Source organism: Arthrobacter sp. AFG7.2 (assembly GCF_002892835.1).
Classification (GTDB): Bacteria; Actinomycetota; Actinomycetes; order Actinomycetales; family Micrococcaceae; genus Arthrobacter.
Map to the genome: position 1 here is coordinate 390,745 of NZ_PJMB01000004.1, position 20,524 is coordinate 411,268.

Genomic DNA, 20,524 nt, shown 5'->3' on the forward strand with positions numbered 1-20,524 from the left:
CAGCCAGCAGTGATAGCAAGGATGCTTACTATTTCGTGACCTGTGGCGTCACCGGTAATTGCGGTGCAGGTTTTCCTTCCGGGAAGGGCCGGGCGAGGCGTCGGCGATCCAGGGGCCGGTCCCCTCGGACGGGTCCAGCACTCCTTCTTCCAGCCAGGTGTATTCTCCGGCGAGGACCTTCCGGGTGAGGGCATGGTCTGCATCATCCGTATTGCGCCAGAGCTGGTCAAAGTATTCATCCACGCGGACCCGCGCCTGCTCGCAGTACGCTTCCGCAAGCTCATAGGCGCTCGCGGCCTTTTCGGGAGCAGTCTGAAGCAGCATCTCCGCACGGGCACAGCACGCCGTCATGGCGAACAGCTCGGCGCCGATGTCCACCACGCGGCCCAGGAACGCCTGCTTGCGTTCCAGCTTCGCCTGCCACCGCCCCATCCCGTAGAACGTCTGGCGCGCCAGGCGCCGCGATGACCGCTCCACAAAGCGGAGCTGCTTGGCGAGCCGCCCGAATTCGCCGTACGAGCGTGGGTCCATGCCGGCGCCGGCTACCAGCTTGGGGAGCCATTTTGCGTAGAAGCCGGAAGCCCCGACGGCGGCCCGCGCCTTATCGGACAGGCTGGCGTCCATCGACGCCAGGTCGCCCGCTGCGGCCAGGTGGGCATCCACAGCTTCCCGGGCAATCAGCAGCCGCATGATCTCCGAGGACCCCTCGAAAATCCTGTTGATCCTGAGGTCCCTCAGCTGCTGCTCGGCAGGGACGGCGCGTTCACCGCGTGCAGCCAGTGACTCAGCTGTCTCAAAGCCGCGGCCGCCCCGGATCTGCACCAGTTCGTCCGCAATCCGGCAGCTGATTTCGGTGGACCACAGCTTGGCGAGGGCCGCCTCGATCCGTACGTCCTTTTGGCCGGCGTCCGCCAGTTCGGCGGAGAGTTCGAAGACCGCGTCCAGGGCGAAGGCGGACGCCGCGATGAAGGCGATCTTCTTGCCGACAGCCTCGTGTTCGCCTACGGGCCGTCCCCACTGTGTCCGCGCGTTCGACCATTCCCGCGCAATCTTCAGGCTCCACCGGCCCGAGCCGACGCAAAGGCCCGGAATGGAGAGGCGCCCGGTGTTCAGGGTTGTCAGGGCGATTTTCAGGCCCTGCCCCTCACGGCCCAGCCGGTTTGCGGCCGGTACCCGGACCTGGTGGAACCGGGTGACGCCGTTTTCGATGCCCCGCAGGCCCATAAACGCGTTTCGGTTTTCCACCGTTATGCCCGGCGAATCCATCTCGACCACGAAGGCGCTGATGCCGCCCTTGTGCCGGGTGCCATCCGCGTCCGTGTGGGCAGGAACCACTGCCATCACCACCACCAGTTCCGCGACCACCCCGTTGGTGGTCCAGAGCTTGACGCCGTCCAAAAGGTACGCCCCGCCGTCGTCCGTGGGCGTCGCGGTGCTGCCCATCCGGGCAGGATCGCTGCCAACATCGGGTTCCGTCAGAAGGAAGGCGGTGACGGCGCCGGCGGCACAACGCGGCAGGTACTCACGCTTTTGTTCCGGCGTGCCGAAGACCTTGACCGGTTCCGGCACGCCGATGGACTGGTGCGCCGAGAGAAGTGCGCCGAGGCTGGGGTGCACACTGCCCAGCAGTGCCAGCGCCCGGCCGTAATACACCAGGGAGAGCCCCAGGCCGCCGTATTCCCTGGGGATCTTCATTCCGAAAACGCCCAGGTCCGCCAGGCCCCTCATGTACTGGTCAGGGATCCTGGCGTCGCGCTCAATGACACTGCCGTCCATGGTGCGCGCAAACTCGGTCAACCTGGCCATAAACTCTTCACCCCGCTCGACCGAGGCGGGATCCGGGGTGGGCCACGGGTGGACGAGGCTGAGGTCAAAGCTGCCCAGGTACAGTCCCTTGGCAAAACTTGGACGTTCCCAGCCTGATTCCCGGGCAGCCTCTGCCACGGCCCGCGCCTCGTCAGCGGTTACACCGGCGCCGATCTTGCCGGCGGGTACCGGGGTTTCCTCCGTGGGGGAATCAGTTGCCGGGCCGGTGGAGGCAGGTATGCCGGTGGCCGGGCTTGTTGCCGGGGTGCTGTCAGTGGCGGAGCTCATGGGTTATCTCCTTGGCCGAATGGCCGGTGTAGCCATGGATCCGCCGGGTTGGAGAACCCTTCAGCTGTCCCTCAAGATTACCCGCGGGTAGGTTCCGGTGCCAGGGGCGGACTGGGCCTGGAAATCGCCGGCAACGTCCGCCGAGGCAGCGTGGCGCACCAGCCTGTCCCATCCGGCGTTGATGCCATACACCACTGCCAGGAGGGTTCGTGAAACCACTGTCCAGGTCAGTTTTCCTGCCCCCAGGAGGATCAGCGCCACGAGCCCTGAGGCCAGGACAAAAGCGGCCAGGATAAACCCGAACCCGAGCGTGCCCACGAATACCAAGGTGGCGTTGTCAACTGCTGTCAGATCGAATGGCATGAGTCCCCCTGCTGCGACGTTGCGTGTGTTAAGACTTGGTTGAGACCAGTAGCACGAGCGTAGGCGCGGCTTCCAGGTCCAGCCAGAGCCACAGCGGCTGAATGCCCTGTTGATATGGGATCGAAACACTACCGCCGGGTAGGTCACGGACCGGTCGCGGCGCCCTGCGTTAACCTTGTAGTTGGCAGTTTTCCGTTCCAGCCGCTGCCCCGTCCCCGCAAACAGTCCAAGGAGAGTGTGTGCCCCGCTCCGCCAGGTCATCCGCTGACGCCATCAGCGCCCGGCTCCGGGACCTCGAGCTCCTGACAAAAGGACCTGCCTGGGCCCTGACCCGCTCGGCCCCGTGGGTGATCGCGGTGCTGCAGGCGTCCTTCACCCGCACCCGTCCGCAGCTTCCGCTCGAAGAATTCCACGCCGACGTCGACTCCTTCCTTGAGGAGCTCCGCAGGCAGGATCCCGGCCTTGGAGGCGGTGCCAACGGCAAGTCGTTCGGCGATGAGTGGACCCGGCGCCAGTTCCTGACGCGGCGCAACCAGTCCGGGCAGATCGTGTATGAAGTGACGGAACCGGCAGCACGCGTTCTTGCCTTCCTTGACAGCCTTTCCAGCGAGCGGTCCACCCTCAACGGGTCCCGGCTGGGCACGCTGCTGGGTGACGTGGAGAAGCTCGCCAATGAGACCAACCCGGACCAGAGCGCCCGGCTGGAGTCCCTGGAAGAGGAGATCGAAGAACGCCAACAGCTCATCCAGGACATCAGCAGCGGCGAATTCGACGGCCTGCTGGATGATGACGAGGCGGTGGAAGCCGCCGGAAACATCCTGGACCTTGCTGCGAGCCTCCCGGCGGACTACAAGAAGATGCGTGACCGGATCGAGGAACTGGTGGGCGAACTCCGCAACCAGATCATCGAGGAGTCATTGACCAAGGGTGCCACCATGGCCCAGGTGCTGGAGGCGGACAAACGCCTCCGCCAGAGCCCGGAGGGGAGGACCTTCCGTTCCTTCGCGGCGTTCCTTGAGGACCCGCAGCAGCAGGTGAGGTTCCGGTCGGCGATTGGCGAGGTGCTGGGCAGGCAGTTCGCGGATGACCTCTCCCCGGAGGACCGGGAAACCCTGAAGAACCTGGTGGCCGAGCTGCGCCAGCAGCACAGCCAGATCCAGCGGATTTACGGCAAGTTGAGCGAAAGCCTTAACACCTATGTCCAGAGCGACGACTTCCGCCAGTCCGTCCGGCTCCGCCAGGTCCTGCGCGAAGCCGAGCAGGCCCTCCGGGCCCTTCCGTACGAGCGGGACCGCCCGGGGCTGGTCCGCGGGCCCGTCCTCTTTAACGCAGGATTCGAATCGCTGTCCATGGTGAAGCTCTTCGACCCCGACGAGTTCGCCGCCCCGCCGAAACTTGCCGATCCCATCGCCTTCAGCGACTCGGACCGGGTGCGCGCGCCGAGGACGGGCAAGGCCAAGCCGGAGGTCATCCGCTCTGCTCTGGCAGGCGCTTCCACCCTTTCCGAGGCATGGCAGCAGCTGCCGCCGGAGGAGCAGCACATCAACACCATCCGGGCGCTCCTCTCGCATGCCCTCCACGCCGGAGCGGGGTTCGGCGGGGAAACCCTCGAAACCCTTGACTTCGAACAGATAGACGGAACCACGCGCAGGGCCTACCTGCCGCTGGTCACGCTTCCAAAGGATTGATGATGACAGAAGAGACGACGACGGCGGCCGGCGCGGAGGCAAGCGCGGCTGACAATACGGTGGTTGAGTCCGGTGAAGCCCGCGCGAACCCTTTTGCGGTCACGCCCCGGGATACGTTCGTGGACGGCGCGGCCCTCTTCCCCGGCGACACCGGGGTGCTGTCCATGAAGGTGCGGCAGGCCCTGGTAAAGCTCCTCAAGGGTCCCTACGTGGACGGCGGCCGGGACGAGAAACTCTGGACAGTCCTGCTGGACAACCAGATAATCCTGCGCAGCCGGCTGTCTGAGCTGTTCCTCACCATGGAGCTGGACCACGAACGAAAAATCGCCGTCCTGCGTCCTGTGGACCCCGAGGCAATCGGGGGCAGTGCCCGCTCCAGCATCCTTCGGCAGCAGCGTGCACTCAGCCGCGTGGAAACCATCGTCCTGCTTCGCCTGCGGCTGCTCCTGGACCGTCATGTGACTGCGCAGACGGATCCCACCATCACGCGCGAGGAAATCGCGGACCTGGTGGCGCACTACCAGCCTGCCGGCCAGCAGGACGCCCTCCGGGATTCGGACGTGGTGAACCGGGCCATCACGAAGCTCCTGGCCCGCCAGCTCCTCCTCCCCACCGGACTGGACGACGCCTACACCATCTCCAATGCCCTGCCCCTGGCCCTCCCCTTCGACAATATCGGCGACATCCCCGCCCAGATAGAGGCCCTGATCGCAGCAACGACGGACCCCACCGGCACTGAAGCGCTGCTGGAGCTGAATGCAGAGCCGACGGTTGAGCCTGTGGAAACCGGGGACGAAACCGACGCGGAGGATGCCGAGTGAGCATTGCAAGCATGTTGCCTTTGGGTGAGCTGACCAACCCGGGCCAGATGCGCCTTGGGCTGGTGCAGGTGGTCAACTGGGGCACGTTCCACGGAGCCCACACGATGCACGTGGACCGAAACGGAACGCTGCTGACGGGCAACTCCGGCGTGGGCAAGTCAACCCTGTTCGACGCTATGCTCAGGGTTTTCGATGCCCGGCCCAGGTCCAACGAAGCCGCTGCCCAGCGTTCGGGCGGTGCCGTAGAGGACAAGCGGACCACCTTCACCTACATGCGCGGCAAGGTGGGCGACAAGGCGGTGGGGGAGGGCTCGGCGAGCGCCTTCCAGCGGCCGGGCGCCACCTGGTCCTCCGTCGCCCTGACGTTTGACAACGCAGCAGGCACCCGGGTGACGGTGTCGGCGCTGTTCGACCTGCCGAAGAACGGCACGGAGTCCAGCGTGGGACGGTTCTACGTCATTGACCACCAGCCGCTGGACCTGGAGGCGCTCGAGGGCATCGCGGACAAGCGCTTCACCAAGGCTGCCCTGGAAACGATCTTTCCGGACGCCCAGGTCTTTGATGTGCACAAGGCCTTCGCAGAAAGGTTCCGCCGCCTGCTGGGCATTAACTCGGACCAGGCCCTGCCGCTCCTGCGGGTCATCCAGGCCGGCAAGGGCCTGGGCGGCAGCGTCAACACCTTCTTCCGGGACCAGGTCCTGGACGCACCCGCCACGCTAGCGGCGGCAGATGACGTGGTGGAGGAATTCAGCAACCTGATGTCCATCCGGCAGCGGCTGGAGGACGTCCGGCAGCAGCGGGACCAGCTGGCCCCGGTGCCCGGCCTGAACAGGGAGTATGCGCAGGCGCTGCTGGACGCGAACCGGCTGCGGGACCTCGCCGGCGAGGAATTCGAAGCGTACAAGCAGCAGCTGGCCGTTACGGTCCACCAGAAGATGCTGGCCCGTTTCCGGGAACTGGCCCAGGCCAAGGCAAAGGATCTCGGCGCCGAACGCGCAGTCCGGGACGGCCTGGCCAAGGAGCTGCGCCAGCTGGAGGCGGAATACAACAACCAGGGCGGAAACGCCATCTCCGCCATTGAGCAGTCCCTGGACAACGCCCGGGTGGGCCTGAAGCTCCGCCAGCAGGTGGAGGAAGCGGCACGCCAGGCCCTGGTCGACGCCGGCCTCCAGCTTGAGTGGACTGCCGACGGCTGGGAGCAGGCGCATGAGCAGGCGGCGGTCAGGTCAGCCGAACTCAAGGACGATTCCCAAGCACTGCAGGAACTCCGCTTCGAAGCCTTTGACGCGCACGCAACAAAGAAGCGGGAGCTGGCCGCCGCTGAGCAGGAGCTCGTGTCGCTGAAGACGCGCAAGTCGCTGCTGCCGCCGTCGAGCATTGAAAACCGGGCCGCGATTGCCGCAGCCACCGGAATTCCCGAGGACCGGATGCCGTTCGCCGGCGAACTGATGGACCTCGCCGAGGGGGAGGAAAGGTGGCGGCCCGCTGCGGAGCGCGCGCTCCGCAGCCTCGCCACCACCTTGCTGGTGCCGGGCGAGCACTTCGCCGCGGTGACTCGGTACCTCAACAATCACAATGTCCGGGGTGCCCTGCGGGCAGTTGACGTGTCCAAGCCGCTTTCCGGCGGCGCGCTGGCGCTGGAGGACGTGCACGACGGCGATCTGCTCACCAAGCTGGACGTCCTCACCACGGGCGTGGCGGCCGAAGCCGGGTCCTGGATCCGCGAGCGCATCGCGCTGGACTTCGCCTACCCCTGTGTTGAGGACCCGGACGAGCTGGCGGCGCTGGACCGCGGCCTCAGCCTGGGTGGCGTGGTGAAGCGCAACCGCCACACAGTGGAAAAGGACGACCGCTTCACCAGCCGGCAGGACTACGTCCTCGGCTTCGACAACGCCGCCAAGCTGGAGCTCGTTGCCGGCCAGGTGGAGGACCTGCGGCAGGAAGTTGCCAAGGCGGCAGAACTGGCGCAGTCACGTGAGGACTCGCACCAGGGGATGAGCCGGCAGCTCGACGCCCTGCGCCGCATTGCCGAGGACCACCGTCCGTGGGAACAGGTGTCCGCGGCGGTTGCGGCCGAGGAGCTAGCCAGGATCGGGCAGCGGCTGAAGGACGCCCTGGCAGCGCAGGCGGACCTGGAGCCCCTCCGCGCCACTATCGAGGAGGTGCGGCAGAAGCACCAGTCCAGCACCGAGGCCGCCGCCGTCCTGCAGAGCGAGTACAAGGCATTGGACCGGCAACTGACGGCCGCCGATTCCCTGCTGGAAGCCGCCCGCGAGCGGCTTGCCCAGGCACCGCCGTCTGAAGCCACCGTCACCTCGCTGGAACCGTACTTTGCCGGGTTCGGTGACGTGACTGAGATGCATGAGCTGGACAACCTCGCCAACCGGGTGCGGACCGCCCTGCTGGGTGAACTGCATGCAGCGGAGTCGCGCGGCCAAGCCACCGCCGAACGCCTGACGAGGATTTTCGAGGGCTTCGTCCGCGAGTGGGGCAGCGCGATCTCGGCCGACCATGGCACCACCATCGGTGCTGCCGGCGAGTTCGAGACCCGCTACCACGCGATTGTCAGCGACGGACTGCCCGCCCAGGAGGCGGAATTCCGGCAGTTCTTCAACCAGCGCACCCACGAATCCTTCAGCACGCTGCTCCACCTGCTCGATGAGGAACGCCGTTCCATCACCACCCGCATCCTGCCGCTGAACGGGATCCTTTCGCAGGTCAACTTCCACGAGGGCAGTTACCTCGAACTGGATATCAAGCAGACGCTGCCTCCCACCGCAAAGCAGTTCAAGGACGCCATCCAGAACGCCTTGAAGGCCCGGCACTCCAGGCCTGCCCGGCCGGACGCCTCCAAGGCCGAGGGGTCCGGCCAGGAGAGGGACGACGACGCGGAGCTCACCGCCCGCTACAAGTCCCTGGAAACCCTGGTTAAGCGGCTGGGCTCGCAGGCGCCGGAGGACAGGCGCTGGCGGGCCGAGGTGCTGGACGTGCGCGGGCACCTGTTCATCCAGTGCAAGGAGCACCGGGAAGTCGCCGGGCCGGCGTCGGGCAAAAAGGGCGGGGCGAAGAAGACCGAGGTCTTTATGCACGCGGACACGGGGTCCATGTCCGGCGGCGAGCGGCAGCGTTTTACTGCGTTCATCATGGCCGCGGCACTGAGCTACCAGCTGGGCATTGCCGAGCAGGGCTTCACCACCTACGGCACCGTGATGATGGACGAGGCCTTTGTGCTGGCATCCGAGGAGTTCGCGGGAGCCGGCATCAAGGCACTGCACGAATTCGGCTTCCAACTGCTGCTGGCAGCCCCCGAGAACGTCATCGACCTGTCCCGGCACCTTGGCTCGGTCACCGAAATCCTCCGGGACAAGCGGACCAATCGCTCTGGAGTGCTGACCGCACCGGTCATCCGGCCGCGGCCGGGCGAGGAAGGCGCTTGGCGCTCGGAAGCGAACCCGGTAGACATCATTCTGCGCTAGCCGTTACCAAGGAAGATGGTCTATAACAAATCGATGGATATATTGCTCCGGTGCTGTTGAAGGGCCTTGTCCGGGTGCCATGCTTTTCGCATCAAACGCTCGCCTTCATCCGCCACCGGGCAGTTGTGGAACGCTGGGTCCCGCATCTGATGCCTGAGGAGCCTGACGGCTTTCCCTTGAAAGGCACCACCAATGCGCCCAGCACGCCGCGCCGCCACCTCCATGGCGCTCACCGCCGTCGCAGCCCTCGCCCTCGCTGCCTGTGCGGCTGATACCTCGGTGGAAAGTGCCGGTTCCCAGGCCCCCGAGGCAACAGCCCCGGTCTCTGGAAGCCCCGCTCCTAAGGCCGGATCCCCCGGCGCGACGGCGGCAGGAAAGCAACCGGCTCCGCCGGGGTTCCACCCCGACAGCCTGGTGACCGTCTCCTTTCCGGACGGCAGGCTGTCGTTTCAGCACCCGAAGTCATGGCACGTGGAGTTCTTCCAGCCATCCGCATCGCCCTTGGTCAGCACAGCAACGGTGTCCGATCCCACCAGCCAGGCGAAAATCACCATCTACACCGGCAACATTGCCGACGTCGTGGCCAGCAATGCCCGCCGGACCGTACTGGAAGCTGACCCGGTACCGGGACTGCGCGGGCATTCCGTTCCAACGCCCCACTCGTCGTTCTTTGTTGATCGCAGCGGTGGAACTGCACAGTACCGAATGGGACTTACTGCAGGACTGCCCGTCTCACCGGACGGGAAGGTGCAGGACGGGCTCGTCATGCTTGGCGACCGCGTGTTGACTGCGGACGTGGTGTTCACGGGGCAGCCGTTTGCCAATGATGAGGAGGCGAAAGCCTGGTATTGGGGAGCGGAAGGCCAGGCTTTGAAGGCTGTGCTCATGAGCCTCTCCTACCGCTAACCGACCAATGACCCAGGGGATTTTCTTGAAAGGCACTTCAATGCGTTCTTCACGTTCGGTCTTCCTGCTCTCCGTGACCGTCTCAGCCGCGCTCGCCGTGACCGGCTGCATGTCCAACACCCCGGCTGGCAACGGTGGCACAACTACCCCCACCGCGCTTCCGCCGGCCTCGGCAAGTGAGCCCGCGGTTGCCGGCCCACCTGCATCCATCATTCCCGCCGCTACCTCTTCGCCCGTTCCCAAAGGACCCGTGACCTTTACGTTCGCAGATGGCCGGCTGTCCTTTGCCCATCCGGAGGGCTGGCACGTGGAGCACGAACAGGTTTCGATGTCCCCCGCAGTGGAGACGGCCACCATCTACGACGCCGGCGGCAACGAGCAGATCAACATCTACTACAGCCAGGTCGGTGACGCCACGGCCGGGCCTGCCACCAGGTTCGTGCTCGAGACGGATCCGGTGCCCGGATTGATCGGGCATTCTGTTCCGACCCCCAGCTCGTCGTTCTTCGTTGATCACGCTGATGGCGCTGCCCACTACCGAATGGGACTGACGGCAGGAGCGCCCGTCTCGCCGGACGGGAAGGTGCAATACGGGCCCATAAGGATCGGCGACCGCATCCTGACTGCGGACGTGCTGTTCACCGGGGAGCCGTTCGCGGACGATGTGGCAGCGAAGGCGTGGTACTGGGGCGATGAGGGCCGAACCCTTAAAGCGGTGTTAATGAGCTTTTCCTACCGCTGACCACCATGACCCAGGGGTCTTCTTGAAAAGTACTTCCATGCGTTCGGCGCGACGTGCGGGCTTCCTGCTCCCGGCGACCTTCTTTGTCGACCATGTCGACGGCGAGCCCCACTGCCGTATGGCCCTTACGGGAGGTGCGGCCATTCGCCCGGATGGCGGACAAGCGGCTGACGTTGTCATCGTCGGGGGCAACCGCGTTCTGGCCGCAACCGTGGTGTTCACCGGGGGGGCGTTCGCCAGCGACGAGGCGGCGCAGGCCTGGTTCGCGGGTGAGGAAGGGCAGGCCCTGAAAGCGTTGCTCATGAGCTTCTCCTACCGCTGACCGGCTACCTGGCCTGCACCCGGGCCAGGAACTGGGACGTCCGCTCTATCAATCCTTCAACCTGGCGAAGAACGACGGCGGCCGGGTCCGGATTGATCTCATTGACCTGCGGCTCCTTGCGGACGTTGCCGCAGCAAAGGAAATCGGCGCAGATCAGCGTTCCCACGGTATTGCCGTCGCGTCCGGACTGGCCGGCACGCTTCGCTACCCAAAGGAGTACGTCCTCTTTGGAAAAGACATCCCGGCACAGCTCGCAGAGCACAGACCGGTTTTTCCCGGCGCCGCTTTCCGGTGCCCGGAGCATGATCCCGGTCAGGCCATCCGGGCCGGGCACCACCAGGTAGCCGCGGAGCGGCATCTTTTCGTCCCGCCACCCCAGGAAGTCCAGGCTCTCCCAGTCCAGGGAGTCGAAGCCCTTGGGCAGGGTGAGCTTGGCGGCTTCGGAGCGGCTGGCGTTAACGAATGACGACCGGATCTGGTGAGGCGTGATCGATTGCATGGCGCCTGCCATCCTCCCAAACGGCGTCTGTGCTGTTCAAGACCTTCCAGGGCATGATTGAGTGTCCTTCGTCACGAAGGGGAATAAGTTACGAAACCCTTGCGTAATGGCCTGGAGGATAGGCTAGCCTTACTTAAGTTCGCTTCACTGACTTAAGGAGTTCCGTGACTTCCCCCCTCCTCCCCGGGCCCAGTACCTCCCGGCGCGCGCTGTTCAAATCTGCCGGCAAGGCAACCGCCGTCCTGGCCGCAGCGGCGCTCACCCTTTCCGCCTGCGCTACCGGCCCCGCGTCCTCCGCCACGGATTCCAGTGCCGCCGGCTCCAGCAGCTCCCAGTTCCCCGTGACCATCGATCACGTCTATGGCAAAACCGTTATTGAGAAGCAGCCCTCGCGGGTAGCCACCGTCTCCTGGGTCAACGACGACGTCGCGATCGCCCTGGGTGTAGTCCCGGTGGGTGTTCCCAAGAACGAGTGGGGCGGCAACGAGCAGGGCTCCACCCCCTGGAAGGACGCAGCCCTTGAGGAGCTCGGCGCCGGCTTCGGCTCCGAGAAGGCCCCGGTCCAGTACTCCGAGGCGGATGGCATCAACTTCACTGAGATCGCCAAGCTCACCCCGGACGTCATCCTCGCCGCCTACTCAGGCCTCAGTGAGGAGGACTACAAAAAGCTCAGCGAGATCGCTCCCGTTGTGGCCCATCCCGAACTGGCCTACGGAACCTCCTGGCAGGACTCCACCTCGATCATCGGCAAGGCGCTCGGCAAGGACGCCGAAGCGGCCAAACTGGTCTCCGAGACAGAAGCCACCATCGAGGAAAAGGTTGGCAAGTACCCGCAGATTGCCGGCAAGACCTTCATCTACGGCAACCTGGAGCCCGCCTCGGCTGACGGCCTCAACATGTACACCGCGAACGACAACCGTCCCCGGTTCCTTTCTGAAATCGGCATGAAGCTGGCGCCGGTCGTTGAGGAAAACTCCAAGGGCTCCAAGGAATTCTTTATTCCCTGGTCAGCCGAGAAGGCCAATGAGCTCGAATCGGACATCTTCGTCTCCTGGGTGCCCGATGCCGCCACCACTGATTCCATCAAGGCCGATCCCCTCCTGGGACAGATTCCTGCCGTCAAGAATGGTGCACTGGTAGCTGACTCGGACAACACCCTGACGCTGTCCATCTCCGCCGCCTCCCCGCTGAGCCTGCCGTGGTCACTGGACACGTTCCTGCCGCAGCTGGCCACGGCCGCGGATGCAGTGAAGTAAGCACCGTTCCATGATGCGCAGTACGACGACGGCGGCCGGCCGTGCGCGGGCAGCCGACGGGTTCCCGGGGGCACAGGGAGCAAATGTTCCTTCCCGCACCCGTGCTTTCGGGGGGAAGCAGGCCGCCTGGTTGCTGGCCGCCGTCGTCGTGCTTGCAGTTCTGGCCGGCGCTTCGCTGGCCATCGGTGCCAGGGGGCTTTCCCTTGGTACCGTGTGGCAGGCACTTACCGCGTTCGATCCCGCGAACGGTGACCACGCCGTCGTGCATGCCCGCTTTCCCCGCACCGTCCTCGGCCTGCTGGCCGGCGGAGCCCTGGGACTTGCGGGCGCAGCAATGCAGGGCGTGGCCCGCAACCCCTTGGCGGATCCCGGAATTATGGGCGTCAACGCCGGTGCCGCCCTTGCCGTGGTGACCGGAATCTATGTTTTCGGTGTCGGTTCACTCTCCGGCTACATCTGGTTCGCCTTCGTGGGTGCCGGTGCCGCCGCCGTCGTGGTCTACCTGATCGCGTCCCTGGGCAGGGACGGTGCCACTCCCGTGAAGCTTGCCCTGGCAGGTGCCGCCCTGAGCGCGGGCCTGTACTCCCTGATGAATGTCATTCTGGTGTCCAGCCAGGACACCCTGGACCGCTTCCGTTTTTGGCAGGTCGGCGGGATCGCCGGACGTGACTGGTCCGTGGTGCTGGCCGGTCTCCCCTTCCTGGCCGCCGGAGCGCTCATCGTGCTGTTGACCGGCCGCATCCTCAACAGCCTGGCACTGGGGGATGACATTGCCCGCGGGCTGGGGCAGCGCGTGGGCCTTGCCCGTGCCGTTACCGCACTCGGAATTGTGCTGCTGTGCGGTTCGGCCACCGCGCTGGCCGGCCCCATTGGATTTGTGGGCCTGGTCATTCCGCACGCCGTCCGCTTCCTCACAGGCCCGGATTACCGCTGGATCCTGCCGTTCTCCCTGGTCCTTGCACCGGTCCTGCTGCTCGGGGCGGACATCATAGGCCGCGTGGTGCTGCTTCCCGGCGAGGTTCCGGCCGGCATCATGACGGCCCTCATCGGCGCCCCCGTATTCGTCTGGCTGATCCGCCACGGAAAGGGGGCAGGACTGTGACCATCACCAAACCCGCTGAAACCCCCGTAGAGCTATCAGTTACGGCTGCCAAAGCCGGGTCCAAGGGACCAGAGGTGATAGGGCAATACCGGGGGAGGCATCTGCTGAACCGGACCGCCATCCTGGCCGCCGCCGTCGTGATCCTCTTCGCGGTGTCCGTCCTGCTGGGCAGCTATACCGTCACCATCCCGGACTTCTTCAGGATCCTCATCGCGCACCTGGCCGGCGGCGAGAAGATCCCCGGCGCCAGCTTCATCGTGATGGAAAACAAACTGCCGCGGGCCGTCATAGGCACCATGATCGGGATCGCGTTCGGTCTCGCCGGCGCCTTGTTCCAGACCATGCTCCGCAACCCGCTCGCCAGCCCCGACATCATCGGCATCAGCTACGGCGCCAGTGCCTCCGCCGTGATCGCCATCGTCATTTTCGGCGCCTCCGGGCCCGCTGTTTCCGGTGCAGCGCTGGCCGGTGCGCTGGGCGTCGCGGCCATCATCTACGCCATCTCCAGCGGCGGAGCCCTGCGGGGCGGCACCCGCGGGGACGCCGCCGGAAACCGGCTGATCCTGGCCGGCGTCGGCATCGCCGCTGCCTTGCATGCCGTGGTCAACTTCCTGATGACCCGCGCGGACATCCGCACCGCAGCGGATGTCCTCGTGTGGCTCAACGGTTCGCTGAATTCCGCAAACTGGGACCGCGCCGCTGTCCTGGGCGTGGCCCTCGCCGTCCTCCTCCCGGCCGTGGCGGCCATCGCCGGCCCGCTGCGCATCCTTGAGCTGGGTCCAGACACGGCTGCCGGCCTGGGCATCCGGGTAGGTGCCACCCGGCTGGCGCTGGTGATCACCGCCGTCTCACTGGCGGCCGTGGCGACGGCGGCAGCCGGGCCGGTCTCGTTCGTCGCCTTCCTGGCCGGGCCCATTGCCCGCCGCTTCACGGGCAAAGCCAGCCTGCCGGCGTCGGCCCTTGTGGGTGCCCTCATTGTCCTCTCGGCGGACTACGCCGCCGCCAACCTTGCCCCCCTGCTGCTGGACGGCACTGTCCTGCCGGTAGGCGTCATCACCGGCGCGCTGGGGGCCCCGTTCCTGCTGTGGCTCCTGGTCACGGCCAACCGAAAGGATGCCTGACGTGGCAGTTCTCAACGCCCAGGACCTGACGCTGAAATACGACCAGCGCTGCGTGGTGGATGGGCTCAGCGCCGAAATTCCGGAGGGCAAGGTGACCATGATCGTGGGCGCCAACGCCTGCGGCAAGTCCACACTCCTCCGCGGCCTGTCCCGGCTCCTCAAGCCCGCCGCCGGCACGGTGACCCTGGACGGCAAGGACATCCACTCCCTCCCGGCCCGCGAACTGGCCCGCACCCTGGGCCTCCTCCCGCAGCACCCTACCGCCCCCGACGGCATTACGGTCCGTGACCTCGTGGGCAGGGGCCGCTACCCTCACCAGGGCTTCTTCCGCAGCTGGAGCGACAAGGACGACGCCGCTGTGCAGCGGGCGCTGGAAGCCACCGAAACGCTGGCCCTCGCGGGGCGGAACGTGGACGAGCTGTCCGGCGGGCAGCGGCAGCGGGTCTGGATCGCCATGGCGCTGGCCCAGGAAACCGACGTGCTGCTCCTCGACGAGCCCACCACCTACCTCGACCTCGCGCACCAGGTGGAAGTCCTGGACCTCGTGACGGACCTGAACCGCCAGCGCGGCACCACGGTGGCCATCGTCCTGCATGACCTGAACCTTGCAGCCCGGTACGCAGACAACGTGATCGCCATGAAGGACGGCGCTGTGGTGGCCGTCGGTCCGCCGCTCGACGTCGTCACCGAAGGGCTGGTCCGGAGCGTTTTCGGCCTCGAATCCCGCGTTATTCCGGATCCCGTCTCCGGAACACCCCTGATCATTCCCATCGGCCGCCACCACGTCCCCGCCAACGAACTGGAGCTCGTTTCATGAAGACCCGCGACATCGCCTCCACGGAGCCCATGACCCTGGCATTCGACGTCACCGTGACATCGGTCCGGGAGCTCAGCCCCAACCTCCGCAGGATCACCTTCGGCGGGTACTCGCTGCGGGACTTCGGCGTCCACGGCGACACCCTGGACCTGCGGATCAAGCTCATGATTCCGTCCCTCGCGGCGGACGGCAGCCAACTGCCCCTTCCGGTGTTCGAAATGGGATCTTCCGGCTGGTATCGCGAATGGCTGGCGATGGACCCCGCCGTGCGGGGCTCCATGCGCACCTATACAGTCCGCCAGGCCAGGCTGGACACTGTCTACCCGGAAATCGACGTCGACTTTGTCATGCATTTCGATGACAAGGGGGACGGGGGACCGGCAGCACACTGGGCCCTCAACGCCAAGCCCGGCGACGCAATCACCATCATCGGACCCAACAACAGGGCGGCCCATTGCATCACCGCCGAAACCTACTCCGGCATTGAATGGCGCCCAGGACTGGCGCAGCGAGTCCTGCTCGCCGGTGACGAGACCGCCGTGCCGGCCATCTCCGCCATCCTTGAAAGCCTGCCGGCGTACATGACCGGACACGCCTTCCTGGAAGTCCCCGAAGCCGGCGACTTCCAGGAGCTGGCCTCGCGGGCCGACGTCGAGATCACGTGGCTGGCCCGCGGTGCGGCGATCGGGCGGTCCCGGCCGCACGGTGAGCTGCTCCGGGAGGCTGTACGCAAGGCTGTTCCCGTGCCCGGCTGGGTAGGCATCAAGGCGGCCGACGGCGGCGCGGGCCCCGAGCCGGAAGACGTCAATGTGGACGTGGACATCCTTTGGGAGACGCCTGCGCGGATGGAGACGGCCGAGATCCAAGCCAGCAAGAACCCCGGTATGCCCGCCGGCGCCATGCCCTTCTACGCCTGGATCGCCGGCGAAGCCGCGGTCATCAAGGATATGCGGCGGTACCTGGTACGCGACGTAGGAATTGACCGGAAGCAGGTTGCGTTCATGGGGTACTGGCGGCAGGGCAAAGCCGAGGGGTAAGCCCCTGCGGTCCTTGGCTGGGTGCGCCGGCGACGCAATTTTGCCGTCGCTTAGACACCTCCCGCTGCTCCACTCGGCCGTGGCCGGCCTCCTTCCGCTCTGGTCGGCGATGCGCTCCTACGCAAAACTGCGTCGCCGGCTCGATGCGTCGCTCGCCTGAGCTGTCGCCCCCGCAACGCTCGCTCACCTTTTGCCGCTCAAACCCAAACGCTCTCGCACTTCCTGTTCATCCCGACGTCGTTCTGTCTTTTCCTTTGGTGGCTAGGTTGGGCTGGTGCCTGAACCTTTGCTTCCCAGCTCCGGGCGGCGGGTGTTTGTTGCACTTGGGGACTCTTTTACCGAGGGTGTTGGCGACCGGGACGAGCGGCTGCCTAACGGGGTACGCGGCTGGGCTGACCGGGTGGCGGAGAAACTGGCCAAGGCCCAGCCCGGCTGGCGCTATGCAAACCTTGCCATCAGGAGTAAACGCCTCCGGCACATCATCAGCGAGCAGCTGGAGCCGGCACTGCGCATGAAGCCCGCCCTGGTTACGCTCTACGCCGGCGGCAACGACATCCTGGACCTCACTACGGACATGGCCGCGCTCATGGCTGACTACGACAAGCTCGTGGCGCAACTGGCGGATACCGGCGCCACCGTGGTGCTCTTCACGGGGTTCGACGTCAAAGTCTCGGCACTGCTGGAGCCGCTCAAGAAACGCAACAACTATTACAACCAGCACGTGCGGGACATCGCAGAGAGGTACGGTGCGGTGCTGGTGGACTACTGGTGCCTGGATGCCTTCCACGACAGGCGGATGTGGGATTCGGACCGGCTCCACATGTCGAAGGCCGGGCACAAATACCTTGCAGGGCAGGTACTGGACCAGCTGGGTGTTCCCCACAAAATCGCCCGGAAGGACTGGGAGCCGCCGGCACGGCCCAGCCTGCGGGAATGGGAACGGCAGCAGCGGCGCTGGATCCACGACTGGGTACTGCCGCTGTTTGGCCGCAAACTGCGCGGCGTCACCCTGGGTGACGAGCTGTGCCCGCGCTGGCCGGAACCGGTCAAAGTGCCCCGTAAGGGCGGTTTGAAAAAACTCGCGGGCGGATCTGACGGCCGCGCGCAGGAGCCCTAACTGTCCAGCAGGATTTCGTAGCCCGGCGCCACCCGCGCCGCGTGAAACTCCATGACCTCGAAGTCCGCAACGCCGTTTGTGTAGAACGGGTCCTGGGCCAGGCAGGCATCAAGGGTGGCGCGGTCGGCCTGGGAGAGCAGGAGGCCGCCGGTCCGTGGCACTTTGCGGCCGGCGGCAATAAAGACTCCGTCATCAAAGGCCTTCTGCAACCAGTCAATGTGACCGGCGTTGTGGAAGTCCACGATGTCCTGCGGAACCCGGTAGCTCAGGGAGACAACATACATGGCCCCCAGCCTACCGGCCGCGTAAGCGTCTAGTTGAAGAATCAACCACCCGCCCTCGTAGAATGAAAGGCATGACCGAACCGCGCTGGCTCAACGCCGACGAACGCCGTGCATGGCTGGCCCTGGTAAGCATCAACACCCTGCTCCCTGCCGCCCTGGATACCAAACTCCACGCCGCGGGGAAGCTGTCGCTGTTCGACTACACCGTCCTGGCCATGCTGTCCGAGGCCGAAGGCAGGTTTCTGCCCATGAGCGAGCTCGCCGCCCGCAGCAGTGCCTCGCTGTCCAGGCTTTCCCATGTGGTGACCAAGCTGCAGAAGCGCGGGTGGGTGGAGCGCCGGCCGCATCCCCATGACGCCCGTGTCACCACCGCGCATCTCACCGATGAGGGAATGGAAACCATCGTGGGCCTGGCACCCGGGCACGTGGAGGATGTCCGGGACCTGTTCCTTGACGCCCTTACGGAACAGGACGTTCTGGACCTTGCCCGGATAGGGGAGAAGGTAGTAGGCCGGCTGGACACCGACCATTGGATTCTCCGGGAAGGCTAGACGCAGGCTGGTTGGTTGCTTCCGGCAACGGGTGGCAAACTGTCTGAATGGATTTCACTACCCGGTTTGTGGCCCTCGGAGACTCCTTTACGGAAGGCGTGGGCGACGACGATCCCACCCGCCCCAACGGTGTCCGCGGCTGGGCCGACCGCATGGCCGAGCAGCTGGGTGCCGCTGACCCTGGCTTCGGGTACGCCAACCTTGCTATCCGCGGCAGGAAACTGCGGCACATCCTGGCTGAGCAGGTGGACGCCGCCGTCGAACTTAATCCCACCCTTGTGACCATCTACGCCGGGGCCAACGACATCCTCCGCCCCCGGATCGACATTGACGACCTCCTGGTGGAGTACGACGACGCCATCGCCACATTGCGCGCCACCGGCGCCACCGTGGTCATGTTTACAGGCTTTGATGCCCGCGGATCGAAGGTGTTCAGCACCATGCGGGGGCGAACGGCGATCTACAACGAACTGGTCCGCGGCATCGCCGGAGACCACGGGGCGCTCCTGGTGGACTATTGGCGCTTCAGCGAGTACTACGACTGGGGGATGTGGGCGCAGGACCGCATGCACATGTCCGCTGCCGGGCACGCCAACATGGCCAAGCGGGTGCTGGACGTCCTGGAGCACGACCACGCCATCGACATCCCGCCGATGACCCCCGTGCCGGAACTCAGCGGGGTGGATGCCCTGCGTGCCAACGCCCGCTGGTTCCGCGAATACGCAGGCCCCTGGGTGGTACGCAGGGTCACCGGAAAGTCCTCCGGTGACGGCCTGAAGCCGAAGTACCCTGAGCTCACGCGCCTCTAGCTGCGCACCCCGCTTATACACCTTCCGAGGCCGGATTGGTCTTTAATTGCGCCAACTCGTAGACTTGGTAGGCGCTAAGTGCGCGGAGCGTGCGCAATTGCTCCGGTTGCCCGGTAAATTCTCCAGGGCGGCCGGTAGTTAGGGGCTCAAGTTGCGTGACTAACCGTTGCCCTTCTTCATTTTTGGGTCGCCCTTAGCAGCATGGTCCAGCAGCAGATATGCGGATCATTACTTTCAATTCTTGAGGAGAAGTCATGGCAGCACACTGCCAAGTGACCGGAGCCGAGCCGGGCTTTGGGCACAGCATTTCGCACTCGCACCGCCGCAACAAGCGTCGGTTCGATCCGAACATTCAGAAGAAGCGCTACTGGGTTCCGTCCCTGCGCCGTAACGTCACGCTGCAGGTTTCTGCACGTGGCATCAAGACCATCGACGTACGCGGCATCGACGTAGTCGTCGCCCAGATCCTGGCTCGTGGGGTGAAGCTCTAGTGGCTAAGGACAAGGACGTACGTCCGATCATCAAGCTCAAGTCGACTGCGGGCACGGGTTACACCTACGTAACCCGCAAGAACCGTCGTAACGATCCGGACCGCATGGTCCTGAAGAAGTACGACCCCAAGATCCGCCAGCACGTCGAATTCCGAGAGGAGCGCTAAACATGGCTAAGAAGTCCAAGATTGCTCGCAACGAGCAGCGCAAGGTCATCGTGGAGCGTTACGCTGCAAAGCGCCTCGAGCTGAAGAAGACCCTGGTTGACGAAAACGCAACCGACGAAGCACGCGAAGCAGCCCGCCTGGGCCTGCAGAAGCTGCCCCGCAACGCGTCCCCGATCCGTCTGCGTAACCGCGACATCATCGACGGCCGTCCCCGCGGTACCCTCCAGAAGTTCGGTATCTCCCGTGTCCGTTTCCGCGACATGGCCCACAGGGGCGAACTCCCGGGCGTCACCAAGTCTTCCTGGTAATTCAGCCCCGCTGATACCAGCTGCTTGAGAAGAGCCGGCAACCTTTGGTTGCCGGTTCTTCTGCGTTTTAACCACCTGCGCCACGTGGCCCGTTGTGCGTGCGCGCAAGTGCCCGCGCCCGGGGCACTGCCATAGGCGCCGGGACTGTGTCGCAGCCCACAGGAAGAAAGTACGACGGCGGATGCTGACCCTTAGGTGCGGATGGGCCGTTTTTCCGCGGGACGGCGGGGATTAGAGCCTCCTGACAGCGGGATTTGCGATGGCGGGAGAGCGGGTGTATTGTTTTCTAAGTCGCCGCGAGGGAGACAGCGAAGAGCTGGTAACCGCGGGCGGCCAAATCCCCAAAAATCAAGACCAATTCTGGCAGGGCTTTCGAGCGCTCCTGAAGGGGTTGGGGAGCGACTTCCCGCCGATGAAGATCCTGAAACACGGATTTGCACCGGCACGGAAGATCGGGTAAGTTTGAGAAGTTGCTCCGGAGCGATCCACGGCTGAGAAGTGCTGGTGGTGGTGCCGGGTGTGTCTGTTGTTTGAGAACTCAATAGTGTGCCAA

The 20,524-nt window shown here is 65.3% G+C and carries 21 protein-coding genes; 17 read left to right on the top strand and 4 right to left on the bottom strand.

Going from position 1 to position 20,524, the window contains the following annotated elements; all coding sequences use genetic code 11:
* Positions 1-48 precede the first annotated feature (48 nt).
* Entirely contained in the window at positions 49-2,094 is a 2,046-nt protein-coding gene (locus tag CXX84_RS10210; protein ID WP_223253053.1) for an acyl-CoA dehydrogenase family protein, read from the bottom strand.
* Between the two features lie 60 nt (positions 2,095-2,154).
* Positions 2,155-2,457: a hypothetical protein gene (locus CXX84_RS10215; RefSeq protein WP_102976583.1), complete on the bottom strand. Its 303-nt coding sequence runs from the start codon at positions 2,455-2,457 to the stop codon at positions 2,155-2,157.
* A 239-nt stretch (positions 2,458-2,696) separates the two neighbouring features.
* Between CXX84_RS10215 and CXX84_RS10220 the strand changes: the two genes are divergently transcribed.
* The 6 genes from CXX84_RS10220 (at position 2,697) to CXX84_RS10245 (ending at position 10,412) form a co-directional block, all read left to right on the top strand.
* Complete coding sequence (locus CXX84_RS10220; RefSeq protein ID WP_102976584.1) at positions 2,697-4,145, top strand: DUF3375 family protein; 1,449 nt, start codon at positions 2,697-2,699, stop codon at positions 4,143-4,145.
* Positions 4,146-4,147: 2 nt separating this feature from the next.
* A complete protein-coding gene (locus CXX84_RS10225) occupies positions 4,148-4,966 on the top strand; it encodes a DUF4194 domain-containing protein (protein WP_102976585.1) in 819 nt (272 codons plus the stop codon).
* Positions 4,963-8,442, top strand: coding sequence for an ATP-binding protein (locus CXX84_RS10230; RefSeq protein WP_102976586.1), 3,480 nt, complete (start codon positions 4,963-4,965; stop codon positions 8,440-8,442). The genes CXX84_RS10225 and CXX84_RS10230 overlap by 4 nt, the downstream gene beginning before the upstream one ends.
* A gap of 192 nt (positions 8,443-8,634) precedes the next feature.
* Positions 8,635-9,348 carry a hypothetical protein gene (locus CXX84_RS10235; RefSeq protein ID WP_102976587.1) on the top strand — a complete coding sequence of 238 codons (714 nt, stop codon included), beginning with the start codon at positions 8,635-8,637 and terminating at the stop codon, positions 9,346-9,348.
* 40 nt (positions 9,349-9,388) lie between these two features.
* Positions 9,389-10,090, top strand: coding sequence for a hypothetical protein (locus CXX84_RS10240; RefSeq protein ID WP_102976633.1), 702 nt, complete (start codon positions 9,389-9,391; stop codon positions 10,088-10,090).
* Positions 10,091-10,112: 22 nt separating this feature from the next.
* The gene (locus tag CXX84_RS10245; protein WP_189337558.1) at positions 10,113-10,412 is read left to right on the top strand and encodes a hypothetical protein; all 300 of its coding nucleotides are present in this window, start codon (positions 10,113-10,115) and stop codon (positions 10,410-10,412) included.
* Positions 10,413-10,416: 4 nt separating this feature from the next.
* On the opposite strand, the gene CXX84_RS10250 is transcribed toward CXX84_RS10245, so the two are convergent.
* Positions 10,417-10,911, bottom strand: a complete 495-nt coding sequence (locus tag CXX84_RS10250; RefSeq protein WP_102976634.1) for an FBP domain-containing protein — start codon at positions 10,909-10,911, stop codon at positions 10,417-10,419.
* A gap of 164 nt (positions 10,912-11,075) precedes the next feature.
* On the opposite strand from CXX84_RS10250, the gene CXX84_RS10255 reads away from it, so the two are divergent.
* The 6 genes from CXX84_RS10255 (at position 11,076) to CXX84_RS10280 (ending at position 17,361) form a co-directional block, all read left to right on the top strand.
* Positions 11,076-12,167: an iron-siderophore ABC transporter substrate-binding protein gene (locus CXX84_RS10255; protein ID WP_102976589.1), complete on the top strand. Its 1,092-nt coding sequence runs from the start codon at positions 11,076-11,078 to the stop codon at positions 12,165-12,167.
* 10 nt (positions 12,168-12,177) lie between these two features.
* Positions 12,178-13,269: a FecCD family ABC transporter permease gene (locus tag CXX84_RS10260; RefSeq protein WP_102976590.1), complete on the top strand. Its 1,092-nt coding sequence runs from the start codon at positions 12,178-12,180 to the stop codon at positions 13,267-13,269.
* A 2-nt stretch (positions 13,270-13,271) separates the two neighbouring features.
* Positions 13,272-14,390: a FecCD family ABC transporter permease gene (locus CXX84_RS10265; protein WP_102976635.1), complete on the top strand. Its 1,119-nt coding sequence runs from the start codon at positions 13,272-13,274 to the stop codon at positions 14,388-14,390.
* Between the two features lies 1 nt (position 14,391).
* Complete coding sequence (locus tag CXX84_RS10270; RefSeq protein ID WP_102976591.1) at positions 14,392-15,207, top strand: ABC transporter ATP-binding protein; 816 nt, start codon at positions 14,392-14,394, stop codon at positions 15,205-15,207.
* A complete protein-coding gene (locus CXX84_RS10275) occupies positions 15,204-16,244 on the top strand; it encodes a siderophore-interacting protein (protein ID WP_102976592.1) in 1,041 nt (346 codons plus the stop codon). Before CXX84_RS10270 ends, CXX84_RS10275 begins: the two co-directional genes overlap by 4 nt.
* Positions 16,245-16,515: 271 nt before the next feature.
* Positions 16,516-17,361, top strand: coding sequence for an SGNH/GDSL hydrolase family protein (locus CXX84_RS10280; RefSeq protein WP_102976593.1), 846 nt, complete (start codon positions 16,516-16,518; stop codon positions 17,359-17,361).
* Here CXX84_RS10280 and CXX84_RS10285 read toward each other — a convergent pair.
* Complete coding sequence (locus CXX84_RS10285; RefSeq protein WP_102976594.1) at positions 17,358-17,645, bottom strand: YciI family protein; 288 nt, start codon at positions 17,643-17,645, stop codon at positions 17,358-17,360. The two genes, CXX84_RS10280 and CXX84_RS10285, sit on opposite strands and share 4 nt — an antisense overlap.
* A gap of 71 nt (positions 17,646-17,716) precedes the next feature.
* Between CXX84_RS10285 and CXX84_RS10290 the strand changes: the two genes are divergently transcribed.
* From CXX84_RS10290 to rpsN, 5 genes are all read left to right on the top strand, one after another.
* Positions 17,717-18,196: a MarR family winged helix-turn-helix transcriptional regulator gene (locus tag CXX84_RS10290; RefSeq protein ID WP_102976595.1), complete on the top strand. Its 480-nt coding sequence runs from the start codon at positions 17,717-17,719 to the stop codon at positions 18,194-18,196.
* A gap of 47 nt (positions 18,197-18,243) precedes the next feature.
* Positions 18,244-19,005 carry an SGNH/GDSL hydrolase family protein gene (locus CXX84_RS10295; RefSeq protein ID WP_102976596.1) on the top strand — a complete coding sequence of 254 codons (762 nt, stop codon included), beginning with the start codon at positions 18,244-18,246 and terminating at the stop codon, positions 19,003-19,005.
* Between the two features lie 254 nt (positions 19,006-19,259).
* Entirely contained in the window at positions 19,260-19,496 is a 237-nt protein-coding gene (gene rpmB, locus CXX84_RS10300; protein WP_013602738.1) for a 50S ribosomal protein L28, read from the top strand.
* Positions 19,496-19,663, top strand: a complete 168-nt coding sequence (rpmG, locus tag CXX84_RS10305) for a 50S ribosomal protein L33 (RefSeq protein ID WP_013602737.1) — start codon at positions 19,496-19,498, stop codon at positions 19,661-19,663. The genes rpmB and rpmG overlap by 1 nt, the downstream gene beginning before the upstream one ends.
* A 2-nt stretch (positions 19,664-19,665) precedes the next feature.
* A complete protein-coding gene (rpsN, locus tag CXX84_RS10310; protein WP_102976597.1) occupies positions 19,666-19,971 on the top strand; it encodes a 30S ribosomal protein S14 in 306 nt (101 codons plus the stop codon).
* Positions 19,972-20,524: the final 553 nt, after the last annotated feature.

Excerpts from the sequence above, each read along its gene's own strand:
- CXX84_RS10290 (WP_102976595.1), top strand. The coding sequence starts at position 17,717 with ATGACCGAACCGCGCTGGCTCAACGCCGACGAACGCCGTGCATGGCTG.
- CXX84_RS10275 (WP_102976592.1), top strand. The coding sequence starts at position 15,204 with ATGAAGACCCGCGACATCGCCTCCACGGAGCCCATGACCCTGGCATTC.
- CXX84_RS10215 (WP_102976583.1), bottom strand. The coding sequence starts at position 2,457 with ATGCCATTCGATCTGACAGCAGTTGACAACGCCACCTTGGTATTCGTG.
- CXX84_RS10250 (WP_102976634.1), bottom strand. The coding sequence starts at position 10,911 with ATGCAATCGATCACGCCTCACCAGATCCGGTCGTCATTCGTTAACGCC.
- CXX84_RS10285 (WP_102976594.1), bottom strand. The coding sequence starts at position 17,645 with ATGTATGTTGTCTCCCTGAGCTACCGGGTTCCGCAGGACATCGTGGAC.
- CXX84_RS10295 (WP_102976596.1), top strand. The coding sequence starts at position 18,244 with ATGGATTTCACTACCCGGTTTGTGGCCCTCGGAGACTCCTTTACGGAA.
- rpmB (WP_013602738.1), top strand. The coding sequence starts at position 19,260 with ATGGCAGCACACTGCCAAGTGACCGGAGCCGAGCCGGGCTTTGGGCAC.
- CXX84_RS10210 (WP_223253053.1), bottom strand. The coding sequence starts at position 2,094 with ATGAGCTCCGCCACTGACAGCACCCCGGCAACAAGCCCGGCCACCGGC.
- CXX84_RS10225 (WP_102976585.1), top strand. The coding sequence starts at position 4,148 with ATGACAGAAGAGACGACGACGGCGGCCGGCGCGGAGGCAAGCGCGGCT.
- CXX84_RS10260 (WP_102976590.1), top strand. The coding sequence starts at position 12,178 with ATGATGCGCAGTACGACGACGGCGGCCGGCCGTGCGCGGGCAGCCGAC.
- CXX84_RS10235 (WP_102976587.1), top strand. The coding sequence starts at position 8,635 with ATGCGCCCAGCACGCCGCGCCGCCACCTCCATGGCGCTCACCGCCGTC.
- CXX84_RS10240 (WP_102976633.1), top strand. The coding sequence starts at position 9,389 with ATGCGTTCTTCACGTTCGGTCTTCCTGCTCTCCGTGACCGTCTCAGCC.
- rpsN (WP_102976597.1), top strand. The coding sequence starts at position 19,666 with ATGGCTAAGAAGTCCAAGATTGCTCGCAACGAGCAGCGCAAGGTCATC.